Source organism: Dietzia alimentaria 72, from assembly GCF_000226215.1.
Classification (GTDB): domain Bacteria; phylum Actinomycetota; class Actinomycetes; order Mycobacteriales; family Mycobacteriaceae; genus Dietzia; species Dietzia alimentaria.
Window position 1 is genome coordinate 127,185 of record NZ_AGFF01000008.1, and the last position, 17,678, is coordinate 144,862.

The window sequence follows — 17,678 nt, forward strand, 5'->3', positions numbered from 1 at the left end:
CATGACCACCGGTAGTCCCATTTTGGCCGAGGTGATCGACCTGCTCGAGCAGGCCTACCCGCCGCGACTAGCGGAGAGTTGGGACCGCGTGGGCCTGGTAGCCGGCGACCCCACCGCACAGATACACCGGGTCGTGGTCGCCGTCGACGCCACTGACGCGGTGGTGGACCACGCGCTTGCTTCGGGCGCCGATCTGTTACTGGTACACCATCCTCCGCTGATGAAGGGGGTGCATTCGGTGGCTGCCGATACCCCCAAGGGACGACTTTTGCACCGCCTCATAGCTGCTGGCTGCGCCCTCTATTCGGCGCATACCAACGCCGATTCCGCCCGCCCCGGCGTCAATGACGCACTCGCCGAGGTCCTCGGGCTGACCCCCGGGCGACCACTCGCGGTTACCGGTGACGGAACCGTCGATCGGTGGGTGGTGACCGTGCCCGGGGACGACGTCGACGCGCTGCTGCAGTCGGTGTTCGCCGCCGGGGCCGGACAGATGAGCGGCTACACCGAATGTTCGTTCTCGATTGCAGGCACCGGGAGGTTCCGGCCTGGGGAGGGCACCGACCCGACGATTGGGAGTATCGGCGAGCCCGAAGAGGTGGCCGAGCTCCGCGTGGAGTTCGTGGCTCCACCGGAGCTGCGATCCGCGGTGCGACGCGCGGTGATCGACGGCCACCCGTACGAGGTCCCGGCGATGGACGTGCTGGTCAACCATGCTGGACCCGGACCGGGGCCTGAGAGCACCGGGCTCGGTCGGGTCTGCGAACTCGATGAGCCCACGACTCTGGCCGCGTTTACCGCGCTTGTGGCCGATCGACTGCCCGTTACCGAATGGGGCGTCCGCGCGGCCGGTGATCCGGATGGTCAGATCAGACGTGTCGCGCTGTGCGGCGGGTCCGGCGACTCGCTGCTGGGTGCAGCCCGGGCGGCGGGAGCGGACGTCTATCTCACTGGTGATCTGCGCCACCACGTGGTGGACGAGCACCTCCGGGAGGGCGGACCGATGCTCGTGGACGCCGCCCATTGGGCGCTTGAGTTCCCCTGGTGTGCGCAGGCCGCGGCACTACTCGAGGAGCGGGCCGGAGTTGTGGCGACGGTCTGCGATGAGCGGACCGATCCATGGACGGTGGCGTCCGGAGGAGTGCGCGACGAGCGGTAGTCTTGGCCCTCATGAAGGCCGATCCCACTCTCCAGCGTCGACTCGTCGACCTCGCCGACCTAGACCTGCGTCTGGCGGGTCTCTCGCATCGGCGTTCGGCGCTGCCCGAGCAGGCCACCGTGGACGACCTAGAGGCCCAGCGTCGCGGTGCCGTAGAGTCCGCGGCTCGCGCCCGAATCCACGTAGAGGACCTGGATCGCGCGATCGCCAAGTTGCGCTCCGACCTCGACGCCGTTCGTCGGCGCCGGGCCAATGACGCGGACATGCTTGCTACCGGAGGAATCTCCGAACGCCAGGCAAGCGAACTCGAGTACGAGTTGCGATCGCTGGTCCGCCGTGAGGGGGCGCTCGAGGGGGAGCTCGCGGAACTCGAAGAGCGGCTCGAGGCTGTGAACGCCGATGTTCGTCACTCCGGCGCGCTGATCACCGACCTCGATGCCAGGCTCGGAATGGCCAGGACCGTGCGGGACACCGCCCTGGCAGAGCTTGAGGACGCGGTCACCGAGACCACCGGCGAGCGCGCCCGTAGTGCCGAGGACATCCCGGCGGACCTCCTCGACCTTTACGTCCGTAGTGCGGAGAGTTCGGGGGTGGGCGCGGCGATCCTGAACGGTGGTCGATGCTCCGCCTGCGCCATGGACCTGGACCGACGCACCATCTCCGTGTTCCGTTCGGCCCCCAAGGACGAGGTTCTGACCTGCCCCGAGTGCGGTGTGATCGTGGTCCGCACCGACAACTCGTGAGTGCCGGCCCCGGGTGGACCGGAGCCACCGGGCGCCCCACCCGGATCGTCCTCGCGCGCCACGGGCAGACCGCACTCTCCGTGGATCGTCGCTACTCCGGCCAAGGCGACCCGGAACTCACCGACCTCGGAGTTGCCCAGGCGGAGAAGACCGCCGCTCGACTGGCTGCGCTACCGCACCTGGCCGCCGTCGTCTCCTCGCCGCTGCGCCGGTGTCTGGCCACGGCCGAGCGCGCTGCCGTTACCGCCGGGGTTCCGCTGGTGGTGAACGAGGATCTCATCGAGACCGATTTCGGCCGATGGGAGGGGCTGACGTTCCGGGAGGCGGCCGAGCGTGACCCGGACGTGCACTCGAAGTGGCTCGGTGACACCGCCGTCGCGCCACCGGGCGGCGAGAGTTTCTCCGTGGTCCGCGAACGCGTCGAGCGGGGCCTACGCGGGATCGTCACAGATCATCCGGGAGCTGTGGTGGCCGTCGTCAGCCACGTCACCCCCATCAAACTCGCGGTCCGCGCCGGCCTAGGGGTGGGGAACGAGCTGCTGTTTCGTCTCCACCTAGACCTGGCTTCCGTATCCGACGTGCGCTTCTACCCTGACGGGCCTACCTCGGTGCACCTGGTCAACGACACCTCGCATCTCGACTAGACTTCTCTAGGCGAACGAGTCGGCCGGACGGCCGCGGACAGGGGAACCGGCACCCGAAGGGTGTCAGGCCTCGGCCCGAGGAAAGTCCGGACTCCACAGAGCAGGGTGGTTGCTAACGGCAACCCGGGGTGACCCGCGGGATAAGTGCCACAGAAAACAAACCGCCGCGCACTCGCTGCGCGGTAAGGGTGAAACGGTGCGGTAAGAGCGCACCAGCGCCCCGGGCGACCGGGGCGGCTAGGTAAACCCCACCCGGAGCAAGGTCAAAGGCCCCATCGTCTGACGATGTGGCTGCGCGGATGAGTGTGCACGAGGTGCACAGGAAGGGCTGCTCGCCCGAGTCCGCGGGTGGACCGCTCGAGGTGCCCGGCGACGGAGCACCCAGATGGATGGTCGTCGCTCTCCGTGCGCGGAGGGCACAGGATCCGGCTTACAGGCCGTCTCGTTCGCCCCCTCCAGGCCACGCGGATCGCACATCGGAACGCCCTCGTATCCATCGGCGGACAGCGAAGCGGCTAGTAGTGTCCGGGGAGTACGTCCGTACCCGACTACCCGAGGAGTCAACCGTGTCGGAAGAACAGTGGTACTACGACATCGCCACAGGTCAGGCCATGCAGGGCAAGGTGACCAATTGGGACAATCGAATGGGGCCCTACGCGACGCGTGGAGAGGCGGAGTCGGCACTCGAGCGAGCCAAGGCACGTAACGAGGCCTGGGACGCCCAGGACGACAACTGACCTGGAGACCGGGGCCGCGGTGTGGCCGAGCCCCCGTGCGCGGTGCGCGACTGAGTCACCCGGATTCATCTGCGGGTACCGTCACAGTGGTTCCGATCACGTGTTCTTTTGTGGGGAGATTCAGTGGAGCAGACAACTGTCGTTGACGTCCTCGTCGTCGGGGCCGGTTTCTCCGGTCTCGGCGCGGCCATCCGGCTGACACAGGAGGGCTTCAACGACCTGGTGGTGCTCGAACGAGGCTCCGACGTCGGCGGGACCTGGCGGGACAACAGTTATCCGGGTGCGGCGTGCGACGTGCCGTCCCACCTGTATTCCTTCTCGTTCGCCCCCAACCCCGACTGGTCCCGGGCGTTCTCCCCGCAGGGGGAGATCTACGACTACATCCGCCGGGTCACGCACGATGCCGGGGTGCGCGAGAAGATTCGGTTCGGGGTCGACGTGACCGCGGTGGAATTCGAGGAGGACCGCGGCCGCTGGACGGTGCGGACCTCCCAGGGCCAGTACGACGCCCGCGTGGTGGTGTTGGGCGTCGGCGCGCTCTGCGAACCCAAGCGCCCGAACATCGATGGGCTCGACGACTTCGCGGGCCCCGTATTCCACACCGCCCGGTGGGATCACTCTGTGGCGTTGGCGGACAAGCGGGTGGCGGTGATCGGCACCGGAGCCTCGGCGATCCAGGTGGTGCCGTCAATCGCACCGCAGGTGTCGCACCTTGATGTCTACCAACGGACCGCGCCCTGGGTGCTGCCACGGATGGACCGGAAGTACCCGGAGATCGAGCGCGCGGCATACCGCCGGATCCCCGGCCTCCAGCGCGCGATGCGGGCTCTGCAGTACGCCAGCCGCGAGTTCCAGGTGGTCGGACTCACGCGCACGCGGGCAGCGCTTGCCCCGATCAAGGCGATCGGCCGTGCGCACCTGGCCCTGCAGGTCCGCGACGCGCGGCTACGCGCCCGTCTGACCCCTCGATTTGAGCTCGGATGTAAGCGGATCCTGCTGTCCAGTACGTGGTATCCCGCCTTGACCAGGAACAACGTGGACGTGGTCACGGAGCCGATCAGCCGCGTCACGACGCAGGGGATCACCACCGTCGACGGTGTCGACCACCCCGCCGATGTACTGGTGGTGGCCACCGGCTTCCACGTGACCGACTCACCGTTTTTCCACCGAGTCCGCGGTGCCGATGGCCGCACCCTCGCGGACAGGTGGGAGGACGAGGGTATGGAGGCCTACAAGGGCACCACGGTGGCCGGCTACCCCAACCTCTTCGTGCTGGTCGGCCCCGCCACCGGCCTAGGTCATTCCTCGATGATCTACATGATCGAATCCCAGCTCAACTACCTGGTGGACGCCATGCGCACCATGCGGGACCGCGAACTGCAGACTGTCGAGATCCGCCGGGCCGTGCAGGATGCCTACAACCAAGAATTACGTGACGGTATCGGAGACACGGTCTGGGTGAGCGGCTGCCGGAGCTGGTACCTCGATGCGAAGGGGAACGCACCCGCCGTGTGGCCCGACTTCACGTTCGCGTTCCGCCGGGAGACCCGGGAGTTCGACCTGAGCGCCTACACGCGAACCGTCAAGGGCGAAAGTGGTCGGTAGCTTCGAGCAACAGGTGGGTTGTCCCGACTTCGGTCATCGCGTGCCCGGCGGCGGGGACGATGTGCAGCTCTGACCCCGGCCACGCCGCGTGCAGCTCCCACGCGTTGGCCACCGGACACACCACGTCGTAGCGCCCGTGCACGATCACCGCCGGCAGATGAACTATGCGGTCCATCCGGTCCAGTATCGAGGCGCCGTTCAGGAATGCGTCGTTGACGAAGTAGTGGTTCTCGATTCGGGCGAACGCGAGCGCAAATCGGTCCGGGTCGCCGAAGACTCCAGCAGGGCGGGGGAGCAGGGTGGACGTTGACTTCTCCCAGGTAGTCCACGCCCGCGCCGCGACGAGCTCCATCTCAGCGTCCCCGCAGTGCAGGAGTCGGTGGTAGGAGGCCACATGGTCGTACCCGGACTGCAGCACGGCGTCTGCGCCGTCGGCGGCGATCAGGGGCGCGAGATAACCCTCCCATTCGTCGGGGAACAGGTGTGCGGCTCCGCCTCGATAGAACCAGTCGATCTCCGACGGCCTGCACAGGAAGATTCCCCGCAGCACGAGGCCGCGGACCCGGTCGGGGTGTTCTTGCGCGTAGGCCAGCGCCAGTGTTGATCCCCATGAACCTCCGAACACCAGCCAGCGCTCGACCCCTAGGTGCTCACGCACCCGCTCGAGATCGGCCACCAGATGCCAGGTCGTGTTGACGGCGAGGTCGGCGCCGTCGGCCACGTGCGGGGTACTGCGCCCGCAGCCGCGCTGGTCGACCAGGATGATCCGGTAGGCAGCGGGATCGAACATCTGGCGGTGGGCCGGGCTGGTACCGCCACCGGGGCCGCCGTGGAGAAAAACCACCGGGGCACCGTCGGGATTGCCCGAGCACTCCCAGTAGAGCTCCTGGCCGTCGCCCACCTCGAGCATGCCGCTGTTGTGGGGTTCGATCCTCGGGTATAGGGCGTGCCGCCCGCCGCGCCCGGGGTCTTGTGAAGCCACGATCAGAAGGAGTGGTCGGGCCCGGGAAAGGCGCGCGAACGCACTTCCGCGCCGTATTGGCGTGCGGCGTCGCGCAGACCGTCGGCGAGCGCCGCATACTTTTTGACGAACTTGGCGGTGCGGCCGGTGCCATAGCCGGCCATGTCCTGCCAGACCAGAACCTGGGCGTCGCAGCCGTTTCCGGCGCCGATGCCGACCGTGGAGATTTCCAGCTCGTCGGTGACCTCGCGGGCCAGTTCGGCGGGCACCATCTCCATGACCACCGAGAACGCCCCGGCCTCCTGGACGGCTCGGGCGTCGGCGCGCAGTTCGTCTGCGGCGTCGCCGCGACCCTGAACACGGAAGCCACCCAGGCCGTTGACCGACTGCGGGGTGAAGCCGATGTGTGCCATGACGGGGATCCCGGCCTCGACGATCGCCCGGATCTGCGGTGCCATCCGAACGCCGCCCTCGAGTTTGACGGCCTGGGCGCCACCTTCCTTCATCATGCGGGTGGCCGCGGCGACCGCCATCGCGGGCGAGCCCTCGTAGCTGCCGAACACCAGGTCCGCCACGACCAGCGCCCTGGGGGCGCCACGGGTGACAGCCCGCACCAGGGGGATCATCTCGTCCTCGGTGATCGGGACGGTGGTGTCGTAGCCGTAGACCACGTTGGCCGCCGAATCGCCGACCAGAAGGACGGGGATCCCGGCTTCCTGGAAGAGCTGCGCAGAGACGAAGTCGTAGGCGGTGAGCATGGGCCACGGTTCACCGGCGGCCTTCATCTCGGCCAGGTGGTGGATGCGCGTCACACGGGTGAGTCCCTGCTGCACCGCGTCCGGTGCGTCACCGGATCCGTAGACGGGACTATCGGGGTTCTCGCTCATGGGGGTGTGGCCTTCCTCGGGTGACCTCGAGGCCGGCCGTGGCCGGTCCCCGGGTGGGCAGGGGGCGGTGACGAAAGTGCTATCCGTCGCCGACGAGTCTGCCACGCGCGCCCCGCGGGGGTCGGCGTGCGTGGTGCGAGGTGGATGTCACACGGACGTAACACGACAGGCACTAGGTTGGACGCCATGAACCGCCAGCAGGAGTACGTGCTCAGGACCCTCGAGGAACGCGACATCCGGTTCGTCCGGCTCTGGTTCACGGATGTCCTCGGCACCCTCAAGTCCGTTGCTGTCGCGCCGGCCGAACTCGAGGGGGCGTTCGGGGAGGGGATCGGCTTCGACGGCTCAGCCATCGAGGGTTTCTCCCGGGTCTCGGAGGCGGACACCGTCGCCAAGCCGGACCCGTCGACATTCCAGGTTTTGCCCTGGGCCCACGACGACGGCGGCCAGCACTCCGCCCGCATCTTCTGCGACATCTTCAACCCGGACGGCAGCCCCAGCTGGGCGGACCCGCGGCACGTGCTGCGCCGACAGCTCAACAAGGCCGCCGACCTGGGCTTCTCCTGCTACGTGCACCCGGAGATCGAGTTCTTCCTGTTCAAGGACCTGGACACGGACGGTGCCGAGCCTGTCCCCACCGACAACGGCGGTTACTTCGACCAGGCGGTGCACGACACGGCCCCGCATTTCCGCCGCCACGCGATCGAGGCGCTCGAGGCCATGGGCATCTCCGTGGAGTTCTCGCACCACGAGGGCGCCCCGGGGCAGCAGGAGATCGACCTGCGCTACGCCGACGCGCTGAGTATGGCGGACAACATCATGACGTTCCGGTACATCGTCAAGGAGGTGGCCATGAACAACGGGGTGTGGGCGTCGTTCATGCCTAAGCCGCTACGCGACCACCCGGGCTCGGCCATGCACACCCACATGAGCCTGTTCGAGGGCGACACCAACGCGTTCCACGACCAGGACGATGAGTATCAGATGTCGGCCACGGCGAAGTCGTTTGTCGCCGGCATCCTGCGTCACTCGCCGGAGTTCTCCGCGGTGACCAACCAGTGGGTCAACTCCTACAAACGACTTATCGGTGGCGGGGAGGCTCCCACCGCGGCCACCTGGGGCCGGGCCAACCGGTCGGCGCTCGTGCGGGTGCCCATGTACACGCCCAACAAGGCGTCGTCCCGCCGGATCGAGGTACGTAGTCCGGACTCGGCCTGTAACCCGTACCTGGCGTACGCGGTGATGTTCGCCGCGGGCATCAAGGGCGTGCAGGAGGGATACGAGTTGCCGCCGGAGTCCGAGGACGACGTGTGGACCATGAGTCGCAGGGAACGGCGCGCGATGGGGTACACGGACCTGCCGGGCAGCCTCGAGCAGGCACTCGACGCGATGGAGGAGTCCGAGCTGGTGGCAGAAGCGCTCGGCGAGCACGTCTTCGAGTTCTTCCTGCGCAACAAGCGTCGCGAGTGGCAGGAGTACCGCAACGACGTGACCCCCTACGAGCTGCGCAACTACCTGAGTCTGTGATCGGAGGGGGCATCGTGAGCCGGGACTCTTCGAGGCCTCGCCTCCCCAGCCCGGGTCGGCTCGGCCTGCTCGACAACCGGGCCACCGAGTGGTTGGGCTACCTGGGGTGGGACGACGACGACGCCGTCCAGATGCTCTGGGCGTTGTCGCGTGCTCCCGATCCGGATCTGGCGCTCGGTGCGCTCGTCCGGCTGCGGGAGTCACTGGCCTCGGAATCCCACGGCACGAGCTCGTCCGCGCGTGCCGGGACGGAGGCTGGAGTCGCGGCACTGGATTCAGCCCTCCGGTCCGAGCCTGAGCTCCGGGCGCGGTTGCTGGGTTTGCTGGGCTCGTCGAGCGCGCTCGGGGACCACCTCGTGGCGGATCCCACCCGCTGGGCGTCGCTCCGGTCGGACCTGCCGTCGCGAGAAGACGTCCTGGCCGCCATGCTCGGGTCCGTCGAGGCGGTGCCCGAGGAGCCGGTCGAGGGGGCTCCCGAGCCGACCCAGTCGGCCGACCTGCGGAGTGTGGGCACCTACCGGGCGAAGCTCACGGGCGGCGCTGCGGTAGCGGTCCTGCGCTCAGCCTACCGAGATCAGGTGGCGCTGCTGGCAGCACATGACGTGGCCCCGACAGTCGAGGACGCCGCGCCGGTACTGGCCTTCACCGACGTGGGGACGCGCTTGTCCGATCTCGCGGACGCTGCCCTGACGGCGGCGCTGGCCGTGGCCGTGACCACCGTCTACCCCGATTCCCCGATGCCCGCGCGACTGGGCGTAGTGGCCATGGGCAAGGGCGGTGCCCGCGAGCTCAACTACATCTCCGACGTGGACGTGATCTTCGTCTCCGAACCCGCAGACGCCCGGACCGCGCGCGTGGCGGGGGAGACGATGCGCATCGGGTCGATGGCCTTCTTCGAGGTCGACGCAGCACTGCGACCGGAGGGTAAATCCGGGGAGCTCGTGCGGACCCTGGAGTCCCACTCCGCCTACTACAAGCGTTGGGCAAAGACCTGGGAGTTCCAGGCGCTGCTCAAGGCCCGCCCCATGACCGGCGACCTGGCGCTGGCCGAGGAGTACCACGCCACCGTCCACCCCATGGTGTGGACCGCCGCGGAACGCGAGGACTTCGTCCACGACGTCCAGGCCATGCGCCGGCGGGTGGAGCAGAATGTCCCGGAAGCTCTGCGCGAACGCGAACTCAAGCTGGGGCGCGGGGGATTGCGCGATGTGGAGTTCGCGGTACAGCTGCTTCAGATGGTCCACGGGCGCACAGACGAGGACCTCCGGGTCACGAGCACTGTCGACGCATTGGCGGCCCTGCGCGCTGGCGGGTACATCGCCCGCGAGGACGGGGCCGAACTCCTGGCCGCCTACGAGTTCTTGCGACTGCTCGAACACCGGCTCCAGTTGCAGCGCTACAAGCGGACTCACATGCTCCCGGAGGACCACGACGAGGAGGCCTACCGCTGGCTGGCCAGGGCTTCGCTCATCAAGCCGAACGGGCCCCGTGACGCAGCCCAGGTGCTGCGTCGCGAGCTGATGGGAATCCGTCGTCGGGTGCGTCGCCTGCACTCGAAACTGTTCTACAGGCCCCTGCTCGACTCGATTGCCTCCTATGACGCTGAGGCGTTGTCGCTGAGTCCCGAGGCCATGGAACGTCAGCTCGCGGCCCTGGGCTTCGGCGCGCCCCGCAACGCGCTCGGGCACCTGCGTGCGCTCGCCGGCCAGAACAACCGTCGCGGCCGGATCCATGCGCTGCTGCTGCCCACGTTCATGGAGTGGCTCGCGGACACCCCGGATCCCGACGGCGGATTGCTCGCGTATCGCCGTCTGAGCGAGGAGAACCAGGAGATCACCTGGTTCCTGCGCACCCTGCGGGACGACAGCATCGTGGCCCGCCGCCTGGTGACCGTCCTGGGCACGTCGGCGTTCGTCTCCGAGCTGCTCCTGCGTAACCCGGAGGTGATCCCTGACCTCACTGACGGAGCCGAGGGACCGGTGTTGATGGCATCGCAGGTGTCTGACATCGCCTCTGCTCTCGCTGCTTCCGCCGCGCGACATCCGACCCCGGAGCGCGTGATCGCCGCCGCGCGGTCACTCCGCCGCGCCGAACTGGCCCGGGTAGGTGCCGCCGACGTGCTGCGGATGATCTCCGTTCCCGAAGTCGGCAAGCGGTTGTCCGCCATCTGGCGTGCGGTCCTCGAAGCGTCGTTGGCCTCGGTGACCCGCGATATGGTGCCCGCGGGTGGAACCCCACCGGCCCGGCTCGCGTACATCGGCATGGGCCGGCTGGGCGGGGATGAGCTGTCCTACGGCTCGGACGCGGACGTGTTGATCGTGTGCGATCCGGTCGAGGGCGCCACGGACGACGACGCGGTCAAGTGGGCCACCCAGGTGGCTGAACGGGTGGGCAGGCTGCTGTCCTCGCCGTCGTCGGATCCGCCGCTGGATCTCGACGCGGACCTCCGTCCCGAGGGCCGCAGCGGTCCGCTGGTGCGGACGCTGGCCTCCTACCGCGCCTACTACGCCAAATGGGCGGAGACCTGGGAGCTGCAGGCGCTATTGCGAGCGTCGTTCGCGGCGGGCGACCGTGAGCTCGGGCTGGACTTCCTCCACATGATCGATGTGTTCCGCTATCCGGAGGAGGGCGTCCCGCCGAAGGTCGTGCAACAGATCCGCCGGATGAAGGCCCGCATCGACTCCGAACGGCTCCCGCGCGGGGCCGACCCGGCAACACACACCAAGCTCGGGCGTGGCGGACTGGCCGACGTGGAGTGGTGCGCGCAATTACTCACCATGAAGCACGCCGCCCGCGTGCCAGGCCTGCACACCACATCGACCCTCGAGGCCCTGGACGCCGCTGCCTCCGCCGAACTTCTGTCCGAGGGGGAACGCGATGCTCTGGTCAAGTCCTGGCTGATGGCCGGGCATGCCCGCAACGCGCTGGTCCTCGCGCGGGGCAAGGCGGTGGACCAGCTCCCCGGGCAGGGCCCGATCCTGGCCGCGGTCTCGATGATCTGTACGGGCTCCGGTGACGGCGCGGAGTTCCTCAATGAGTATCTACGCGTGACCCGCCTCGGGCGCCGGGCGGTGGATCACGTGTTCTGGGGCGAGGTCTAGCGGCGGGGATCAGGGTGGGGCAAGGGTCGTCCCCGATGCGCGCAGGGCGTGCGCGCCGTTAACCTGGGAACATGCCTGTAACGATGAACCTCACCCTCACCCTCGACGGCGTCACCTATGGCGAGCTGTACGAGTTCGTCGACGCCGTCCGCGCCGCAGGTGTTCCCGCCGACGAACATGTCCGCTGCCTCGGCTCCGACGACAAGGGCGACCGCTTCGAGATAGAACTCGGCCCGGACCGCCGCCGCTCGGGTGCCGCCCGCGCGGCCTCGGGAGCCCTCGTCGGTGAGCCCGTCGGTCCGACCCGTGGCCCCTCGTCCCCGACCTCATCGTCCCCCTCGATCGCGTCGGTCGCCGAGACCGTCCGGTCGATGGTGCGCAACGGTGACGACCTGGATCGGGTGATCGCCGCCCTCGGAGACCTGCGCAAGTTCCTGCGTTGACCACACGCCGCCCGTTCGCGCGGGCCACGGGGGTGCTGGCAGTTCTCGTCGCCGCGGTGGGTATAGCCCTCCATCATTGGCGCTCCGAGGCTCCGGCAGTCCTGGTTCTGGCGACGTTCGCGGTGGCGTTGTGGCTGTTCTCCGTGATCGCTCTGGCCGCCGCCGTGCGCGCCCGGTCTGCGGTGCTGGGGGGCATCGCCGTCGTGTTGCTGGGGGCCGGGGTGGTCCAGTACAGCCCGCTGGTGGCGTCGCCGCGGGACATCGACGACGACAAAGGCGTTGGGCTGCGGGTGATGGTCCAAAACCTCGAGTTCGGACGGGCCGCGCCACACGACGTGCTCCGGGCGGTCCGCGACGGCGGGGTGGATCTCCTGATGACCGTGGAGACGACCCCGGAGTCGGCGGATGCGCTGCGCACCGCCGGGATAGTTACCCTGCTTCCGCACGAGGCGGTGGTGGCGGCCCCGGGTGCACAGGGAGTGGGCGTCTGGTCGCGATACCCGCTCACTGCGCCGGAGTCGATCCCCGGATTCAGTCTCGGCGCCGTCAGAACGTCGATGGTGGGCCCCGGTGGACCGGTGACGGTGGTGGCGGTCCACCCCGTGGCCCCGGTGTTCGACGCCGGCGCCGCGGTCGCGGAGGCCGATCTACTCCGCGGCTATCTGGGCGGACTGCCAGGGCCCGCACCAGTGGTGGTGGGCGGTGACTTCAACGCCACCTGGGACCACGTCCGATTCCGGGATCTGCGCGGGCTCGGTTACACGGACTCCGTCTCCGGCGGCGGCGACGGGTGGGTGCGCACCTGGCCGACGGACCGATGGTTCCCCCCGTTGATCGGTATCGACCACATTCTGGCCCGCGGCGTCGTGGGAGTGGGCCAGACGCAGACCGTGGACGTGGCGCGAAGCGACCACCGAGGAGTCACGGCGACGGTGCGTCTGCACTCCAGGTGGCCCCGGTGACCTAGCATGCGGACCATGAGTTCACGTTCTCATCTGACCGCATCCGGCTTCGCGGCTGTCGCGCTCGCCGTGACCCTGGCGGCGTGCGGCGGGACGACCGTTGACGGGCAGGCTCCGGAGGTCTCGTCCGAGCAGGGGACCTCGGCCGCGACATCGAGCTCCGCGTTCGCGCAGGAGCGGCCCGAGAAGCCGACCGGGCCGGTCCCGTCCCCGCCCCCGCAGTCCCCGGCGTCTGAACCAATGCCGGGTGAACCCGATCCGCTGCCCGCGCCTGACGCCGAGGGCGAGCCCGCACCGCCGGAAGCGCGGGGCGAGCCCGCACCCCCGGAACCGGGCGGCGGGGACTTTGTTGCACTGCTCGAGCGTCGTGGCGTGGTGATGCCCGGGGGAGTGGATCCGGTGGCCACCGCCACTGAGGCCTGCAGTCGCTTCGACGACGGACAGCAGATGGATGAGGTGTCGGGCTGGCTGGGCGAGCGCGGCGGACTCGATCGGGACGGTCAGGGCTACTTCCTCGGGGCCGCCGTGGGCACCTACTGCCCGGAGAACTTCCCCAAGCTCGGTTGAGACTGGCTCGAGGTCACATGCGGCCGTACCGGGCTCGGACGATTGAGTAGACGCCGTAAAGGCCGATCCCGACGCCGGTGAGGATCAGCAGGACCCGGCCGAAGGGCTGTTCGCCCACAGTGCGCAGAGCGGAGTCGAGGCCCCCGGCCTTCTCCGGGTCGGCGGTCACCACGGCGGCCACGACCAGTCCGCCGAGGATCGTCAGCGCTATACCCTTGGAGATGTAACCGAGTTGGCCCGCGATCACGATGGCCCTGCCGACATTCCCGCCGCCCGTGCGCTTGAGGTCCTCGACAAACTGCTTGGTCGCCCCTTTGTAGACCTGATAGAGGCCCACTCCGATCAGCACGAGCCCGGCCACCACCACGGCGACCTTGCCGGGGCCGGAACCGAGTAAACCGGCGGTGGTCCCGGACGCGGTCTGCGAGTCCGAACCGCCGCCGCCGGACGCGAATCGGGCGGTGGTCACCCCGAGCGCGAGGTACACGGCAGCTTTCGCTCCGGCGGTGGCGCGGTCGCTCATCTCGTCAGAGCCCAGAAACAGCTCTATGACCTGCCACAGCCCGAGGGCCACAAAGGCCGCCGCCCCCGCCCACAGCAGCGCCTGACCGCCGGGAGCCTCGGAGATCTGTGCGAGCGCGCCGGAGTTGGATGCCTCTTCGCCACCGGATCCCGTGGCGATCCGGATCGCGATCCATCCGATCAACAGGTGCATCACGCCGTTCATCACATATCCGGCGCGGGCCAGCCATTCCAGGGCCGGGTGGTCGACGGCAGACCTGGCGGCATCTCCGACTGAGCGGGAACGTAGCGGCGAGTTCATGCCTGAACCCTGCCATGCGGCAGCGGTGGCTACCACTCGATCTCGCCGAGCACCTCATTTCGACGCCGCAGTTCAGTGGCCCTCAGCTCCGTCTCGCGATGCTTTTCCATGCGGCGACGGGCCTGCTCTGCGAGTGCGTCGGCCTCGACTTCCGCGAGCAGGAGCTGGAGGCGGTCCTTCTGCTCGCGCAGGGTCTCGACGGAGGTGCCCATGGCGATGAGCTTGCGCGAACCGGCTGAGGCGTGCAGGAACGGATTGCGCTCGAGGATGAGTCGCGCCTCCTCGGGATCCAAGACCCGGGACAGCTTGAGCATTACCGGGTAGCCCTGACCCTCGCGTGCAGCGTCCTGCTCGTGCTCGGGGTCCAACGCCGCCGCCACCACTTTGAGTGGGCGGGCCCGGGGAGACGAGCTCCGGAAGTCGATTCCGTCCGCGTCCGTATCCATGTTGCCCCGGCCCCTTCCTGCTGCGCCGACCGGCTGCGAGCTATGCTCTCGTCCGCCGCCTGATCCAACCGTAAACGCCCCGGCCGTGGTGGCCGGGGCGTTTAGGCGATTCAGGTGATCCGGGCGTACCGGTCCGGGGTCAGCAATCGTAGTAGAGCTCGAATTCGTGGGGGTGTGGGCGCAGGGCGATCGGCGCAATCTCGTGATCGCGCTTGTACGAGATCCAGTTGTCGATCAGGTCCTCGGTGAACACGCCCCCCTCGGTGAGGTACTCGTGGTCTCCCTCGAGACGATCGATGACGGCCCCCAGAGAGGTTGGTGCCTGCGGGATGTCCGAGGCCTCCTCCGGCGGGAGCTCGTACAGGTCCTTGTCGACCGGGTCCAACGGCTCGATCTTGTTCTTCACGCCGTCGAGCCCCGCCATCATCATCGCGGCGAACGCGAAATACGGGTTACCTGAGGAATCCGGGCAACGGAACTCGATGCGCTTGGCCTTGGGGTTGTTGCCGGTGATCGGGATGCGGACACAGGCCGAACGGTTGCGCTGCGAGTACACAAGGTTGATCGGCGCCTCGTAACCGGGCACCAGGCGGTGGTACGAGTTGATGGTGGGGTTGGTGAACGCCAGCAGCGACGGAGCGTGGTGCAGGATGCCACCGATGTAGTGGCGAGCCATATCTGACAGTCCCGCGTAGCCAGACTCGTCGTGGAACAGCGGCTGGCCGTCCTTCCACAGCGACTGGTGGGCGTGCATACCGGACCCGTTGTCACCGAAGAGCGGCTTGGGCATGAACGTGGCCGACTTGCCGTTCTGCCAGGCGGTGTTCTTGATGATGTACTTGAACAGCTGCACATCATCGGCGGCGTGCAGCAGCGTGTTGAACTTGTAGTTGATCTCCTGCTGGCCGCCCGTGCCCACCTCGTGGTGCAGGCGCTCGAGTTCGAAGCCGGCGTTGGTGAGGTTGGTCGACATCTCGTCGCGGAGGTCCACGTAATGGTCGTACGGGGCGACGGGGAAGTACCCACCCTTGGCCCTGACTTTGTAGCCCAGGTTGGGGGACCCGTCGGCCTCCTGCCTCGCCCCTGTATTCCAGTGGCCGGAGATGGAGTCGACCTCGTAGAACCCGTGGTTGGTGCCGGAGCCGTAGCGGACGGAATCAAAGACGAAGAACTCTGCCTCGGCGCCAAAGAAGCAGGTGTCGGCGATACCGGTGGAGATCAGGTATTCCTCCGCCTTACGCGCGACGTTGCGCGGATCGCGGCTGTACGCCTCCCGGGTGAACGGATCGTGGACGAAGCAGCTGATATTGAGTGTTTTGGCTTTGCGGAAGGGGTCGATCAGCGCGGTCGAGATGTCCGGCAGGAGCATCATGTCCGACTCGTGGATCGACTGGAATCCGCGAATCGACGATCCGTCGAATGCCAGACCTTCCTCGATCATGTCCTCGTCGAACGCCGCGGCGGCGATCGTGAAGTGCTGCTCAGCCCCCGGCATGTCGGTGAATCGGATGTCGATGTACTCGACGCCCTCATCCTTGATGAACTTGATGACCTCATCCGGAGTGGAGAATGCCACGATTCGCTCCTCGTCTCTGAAGTGCAACGGAAAACCTGTGTCTTCCGTCGTGCGGTGACCTCACGATATGGGCGAGGTGTTGCCCGGCCGTCAAGCGGATGTTTCGTCGGTGTTACGCGGCGGGCCGGGGGTGTCCCTCCCAATGGGGCAAGCCTAGTAGCCCGGGGTGCGCCACCGCTGACATGGGGAGCGGAACGTCGCGGGCTACCCTTGGTGGTATGCGTGAAGTAGCGGGATCGTGGCTTTCCGGACCCACCTCGGCGGGTGGCGGAGTGGAGCAGGCGTACAAGGGCGAGAGACTGGGACTGCCGCAGTACGGCGAGGGCTCGCTGGCGCCTCTGGGGGTTCGGTTTGGAGCGCTGATCGTGGACTGGCTCCTCGCCTACGCCGTGGTAGGGCTGGTGGTGACACTAGGCGGTCCACAACTGCTCGGTGGTGACTCGTTTGCCGGAGTCTCCAGCTGGGCGGTACCGGTGGTCTGGGGCGCCGCGGGTGCAGTCTGCGTGTGGCTGTTCGCGCAGACTCCGGGTCAGGCCATCGTCGGCATCGGGACTGCTCGCATTGACGCGGAGGAGCGGGTGGGAGCAGGACGCGCGGTAGTCCGGGTCCTGTTCATCTTCTTCCTGCTTCCCCCGCTGATCCAGGACGAGGACGGCCGCGGAATGCACGACCGGGCCACGGGAACGGCACTCATCCGCACCCGCTGACGGTCATCGAGCCGGAGGTGATCAGCCGCGGCGACGAGCGCTTCGCTGGATGTTGCGGACTTTCGCACCCTTGGGAATCGGCCCCTTGGGCATCTGGTTCTGCAGCCCGGTCTTGGTGGACAGCGCCCGCAGTCGGGTGTCCAGAGCATCAACCTTCTGCCGACTGATGTTCATCGGGTAGCGGGTCAGACGGCGGGTGAGCTTGCGTAGCGGCACCTGCTCGGGGGTCGCGCCCTCCTCGTCACCCACGATCAACTCGTAGATCGGGGTGTCGCCCACAACGCGGGCGATCTTCTTCTTCTGCTGCGAGATGAGCGGCTTGAGCCGGTGTGGCTGGCCCTCACCGACCAGCACGATGCCGCACCGACCCACGACCATGTGTACGGCGTCGAAGCTCGTGGTGGCGGCGACCGCCTGGTTGACCCGCCAGCCGGAGCGCAGCTGGTCGAGGGCCCACGCGGCTGCACCCGGCTGTCCCTCGGCCTTGCCGAACACTGTGTTCTGCACGCGGCGGGAGAAGATGAACATCGCCGCCATCAAGCCGACGAGCAACCCGAGCGGAAGCATCCACCACTGGCCGCCCCACAGTGAACCGATGAAGAAGAACACCACGATCGAGAGCACGACCGCACCGATCAACAGTGGCCAGAGGAGCTTGTCCTCCTGGGACTGGATCTTCAACGCCTGCCACATCTGGCCGCGTTGTTCCTTGCCCGCCGCCCGTCGTGCGGCCCGGGCCGTCTTCTTGTCCGCCTTGCTGACCTCGCTCTTCGCCATGCCGATCAGGATA

Annotated in this window: 16 protein-coding genes, 1 other RNA gene and 1 pseudogene; 12 read left to right on the forward strand and 6 right to left on the reverse strand. The window is 67.9% G+C overall.

Annotation, left to right across the window (positions count from 1 at the left end):
* Position 1: 1 nt before the first annotated feature.
* From ON04_RS05170 to ON04_RS05185, 6 genes and pseudogenes are all read left to right on the forward strand, one after another.
* Entirely contained in the window at positions 2-1,159 is a 1,158-nt protein-coding gene (locus tag ON04_RS05170; RefSeq protein WP_010540522.1) for a Nif3-like dinuclear metal center hexameric protein, read from the forward strand.
* A gap of 11 nt (positions 1,160-1,170) precedes the next feature.
* Positions 1,171-1,902, forward strand: a complete 732-nt coding sequence (locus ON04_RS05175; RefSeq protein ID WP_010540523.1) for a zinc ribbon domain-containing protein — start codon at positions 1,171-1,173, stop codon at positions 1,900-1,902.
* Positions 1,903-1,910: 8 nt separating this feature from the next.
* A pseudogene (locus tag ON04_RS05180) lies at positions 1,911-2,546 on the forward strand (histidine phosphatase family protein); the annotation flags it as partial.
* Between the two features lie 15 nt (positions 2,547-2,561).
* Positions 2,562-2,995: RNase P RNA component class A (gene rnpB, locus ON04_RS15915), an RNA gene on the forward strand.
* Between the two features lie 117 nt (positions 2,996-3,112).
* Positions 3,113-3,283, forward strand: a complete 171-nt coding sequence (locus tag ON04_RS16405) for a hypothetical protein (protein ID WP_010540525.1) — start codon at positions 3,113-3,115, stop codon at positions 3,281-3,283.
* A gap of 123 nt (positions 3,284-3,406) precedes the next feature.
* Complete coding sequence (locus ON04_RS05185) at positions 3,407-4,888, forward strand: flavin-containing monooxygenase (protein ID WP_010540526.1); 1,482 nt, start codon at positions 3,407-3,409, stop codon at positions 4,886-4,888.
* Here the strand turns inward: ON04_RS05185 and pip are convergent.
* Together pip and panB are read right to left on the reverse strand one after the other, a co-directional pair.
* Positions 4,866-5,798: a prolyl aminopeptidase gene (pip, locus tag ON04_RS05190; RefSeq protein WP_010540527.1), complete on the reverse strand. Its 933-nt coding sequence runs from the start codon at positions 5,796-5,798 to the stop codon at positions 4,866-4,868. The genes ON04_RS05185 and pip overlap by 23 nt on opposite strands.
* Positions 5,799-5,872: 74 nt before the next feature.
* Positions 5,873-6,736 carry a 3-methyl-2-oxobutanoate hydroxymethyltransferase gene (gene panB, locus ON04_RS05195; protein ID WP_010540528.1) on the reverse strand — a complete coding sequence of 288 codons (864 nt, stop codon included), beginning with the start codon at positions 6,734-6,736 and terminating at the stop codon, positions 5,873-5,875.
* 186 nt (positions 6,737-6,922) lie between these two features.
* On the opposite strand from panB, the gene glnA (ON04_RS05200) reads away from it, so the two are divergent.
* The 5 genes from glnA (ON04_RS05200) to ON04_RS05220 all read left to right on the forward strand — a co-directional run bounded on the left by glnA (ON04_RS05200) (position 6,923) and on the right by ON04_RS05220 (position 13,336).
* On the forward strand, positions 6,923-8,263 hold the full coding sequence (gene glnA / locus ON04_RS05200; protein ID WP_010540529.1) for a type I glutamate--ammonia ligase: 1,341 nt from the start codon (positions 6,923-6,925) through the stop codon (positions 8,261-8,263).
* 11 nt (positions 8,264-8,274) lie between these two features.
* Positions 8,275-11,364: a bifunctional [glutamine synthetase] adenylyltransferase/[glutamine synthetase]-adenylyl-L-tyrosine phosphorylase gene (locus tag ON04_RS05205; protein WP_029457786.1), complete on the forward strand. Its 3,090-nt coding sequence runs from the start codon at positions 8,275-8,277 to the stop codon at positions 11,362-11,364.
* Positions 11,365-11,435: 71 nt separating this feature from the next.
* Entirely contained in the window at positions 11,436-11,807 is a 372-nt protein-coding gene (locus ON04_RS05210; protein WP_141564644.1) for a hypothetical protein, read from the forward strand.
* Positions 11,804-12,769 (forward strand): endonuclease/exonuclease/phosphatase family protein, encoded by a 966-nt coding sequence (locus ON04_RS05215; protein WP_010540532.1) that lies wholly within the window; start codon positions 11,804-11,806, stop codon positions 12,767-12,769. Before ON04_RS05210 ends, ON04_RS05215 begins: the two co-directional genes overlap by 4 nt.
* A gap of 15 nt (positions 12,770-12,784) precedes the next feature.
* Positions 12,785-13,336, forward strand: coding sequence for a DUF732 domain-containing protein (locus ON04_RS05220; RefSeq protein ID WP_010540533.1), 552 nt, complete (start codon positions 12,785-12,787; stop codon positions 13,334-13,336).
* 13 nt (positions 13,337-13,349) lie between these two features.
* Here the strand turns inward: ON04_RS05220 and ON04_RS05225 are convergent, their stop codons facing one another.
* The 3 genes from ON04_RS05225 to glnA (ON04_RS05235) all read right to left on the reverse strand — a co-directional run bounded on the left by ON04_RS05225 (position 13,350) and on the right by glnA (ON04_RS05235) (position 16,181).
* A complete protein-coding gene (locus tag ON04_RS05225) occupies positions 13,350-14,159 on the reverse strand; it encodes a DUF1206 domain-containing protein (RefSeq protein ID WP_029457788.1) in 810 nt (269 codons plus the stop codon).
* Between the two features lie 29 nt (positions 14,160-14,188).
* Positions 14,189-14,605 (reverse strand): hypothetical protein, encoded by a 417-nt coding sequence (locus ON04_RS05230; RefSeq protein WP_010540535.1) that lies wholly within the window; start codon positions 14,603-14,605, stop codon positions 14,189-14,191.
* A 139-nt stretch (positions 14,606-14,744) separates the two neighbouring features.
* Positions 14,745-16,181, reverse strand: coding sequence for a type I glutamate--ammonia ligase (gene glnA / locus ON04_RS05235; protein WP_010540536.1), 1,437 nt, complete (start codon positions 16,179-16,181; stop codon positions 14,745-14,747).
* Between the two features lie 218 nt (positions 16,182-16,399).
* Between glnA (ON04_RS05235) and ON04_RS05240 the strand changes: the two genes are divergently transcribed.
* A complete protein-coding gene (locus tag ON04_RS05240) occupies positions 16,400-16,888 on the forward strand; it encodes an RDD family protein (protein ID WP_029457791.1) in 489 nt (162 codons plus the stop codon).
* 21 nt (positions 16,889-16,909) lie between these two features.
* Here the strand turns inward: ON04_RS05240 and ON04_RS05245 are convergent, their stop codons facing one another.
* Positions 16,910-17,665 (reverse strand): DUF4191 domain-containing protein, encoded by a 756-nt coding sequence (locus tag ON04_RS05245; protein ID WP_029457793.1) that lies wholly within the window; start codon positions 17,663-17,665, stop codon positions 16,910-16,912.
* Positions 17,666-17,678 lie beyond the last annotated feature (13 nt).

Coding starts and splice junctions, on each gene's coding strand:
- ON04_RS05170 (WP_010540522.1), top strand. CDS start 2: ATGACCACCGGTAGTCCCATTTTGGCCGAGGTGATCGACCTGCTCGAG.
- ON04_RS05175 (WP_010540523.1), top strand. CDS start 1,171: ATGAAGGCCGATCCCACTCTCCAGCGTCGACTCGTCGACCTCGCCGAC.
- pip (WP_010540527.1), bottom strand. CDS start 5,798: ATGCTCGAGGTGGGCGACGGCCAGGAGCTCTACTGGGAGTGCTCGGGC.
- panB (WP_010540528.1), bottom strand. CDS start 6,736: ATGAGCGAGAACCCCGATAGTCCCGTCTACGGATCCGGTGACGCACCG.
- glnA (WP_010540529.1), top strand. CDS start 6,923: ATGAACCGCCAGCAGGAGTACGTGCTCAGGACCCTCGAGGAACGCGAC.
- ON04_RS05210 (WP_141564644.1), top strand. CDS start 11,436: ATGCCTGTAACGATGAACCTCACCCTCACCCTCGACGGCGTCACCTAT.
- ON04_RS05220 (WP_010540533.1), top strand. CDS start 12,785: ATGAGTTCACGTTCTCATCTGACCGCATCCGGCTTCGCGGCTGTCGCG.
- ON04_RS05225 (WP_029457788.1), bottom strand. CDS start 14,159: ATGAACTCGCCGCTACGTTCCCGCTCAGTCGGAGATGCCGCCAGGTCT.
- ON04_RS05230 (WP_010540535.1), bottom strand. CDS start 14,605: ATGGATACGGACGCGGACGGAATCGACTTCCGGAGCTCGTCTCCCCGG.
- ON04_RS05240 (WP_029457791.1), top strand. CDS start 16,400: ATGCGTGAAGTAGCGGGATCGTGGCTTTCCGGACCCACCTCGGCGGGT.
- ON04_RS05245 (WP_029457793.1), bottom strand. CDS start 17,665: ATGGCGAAGAGCGAGGTCAGCAAGGCGGACAAGAAGACGGCCCGGGCC.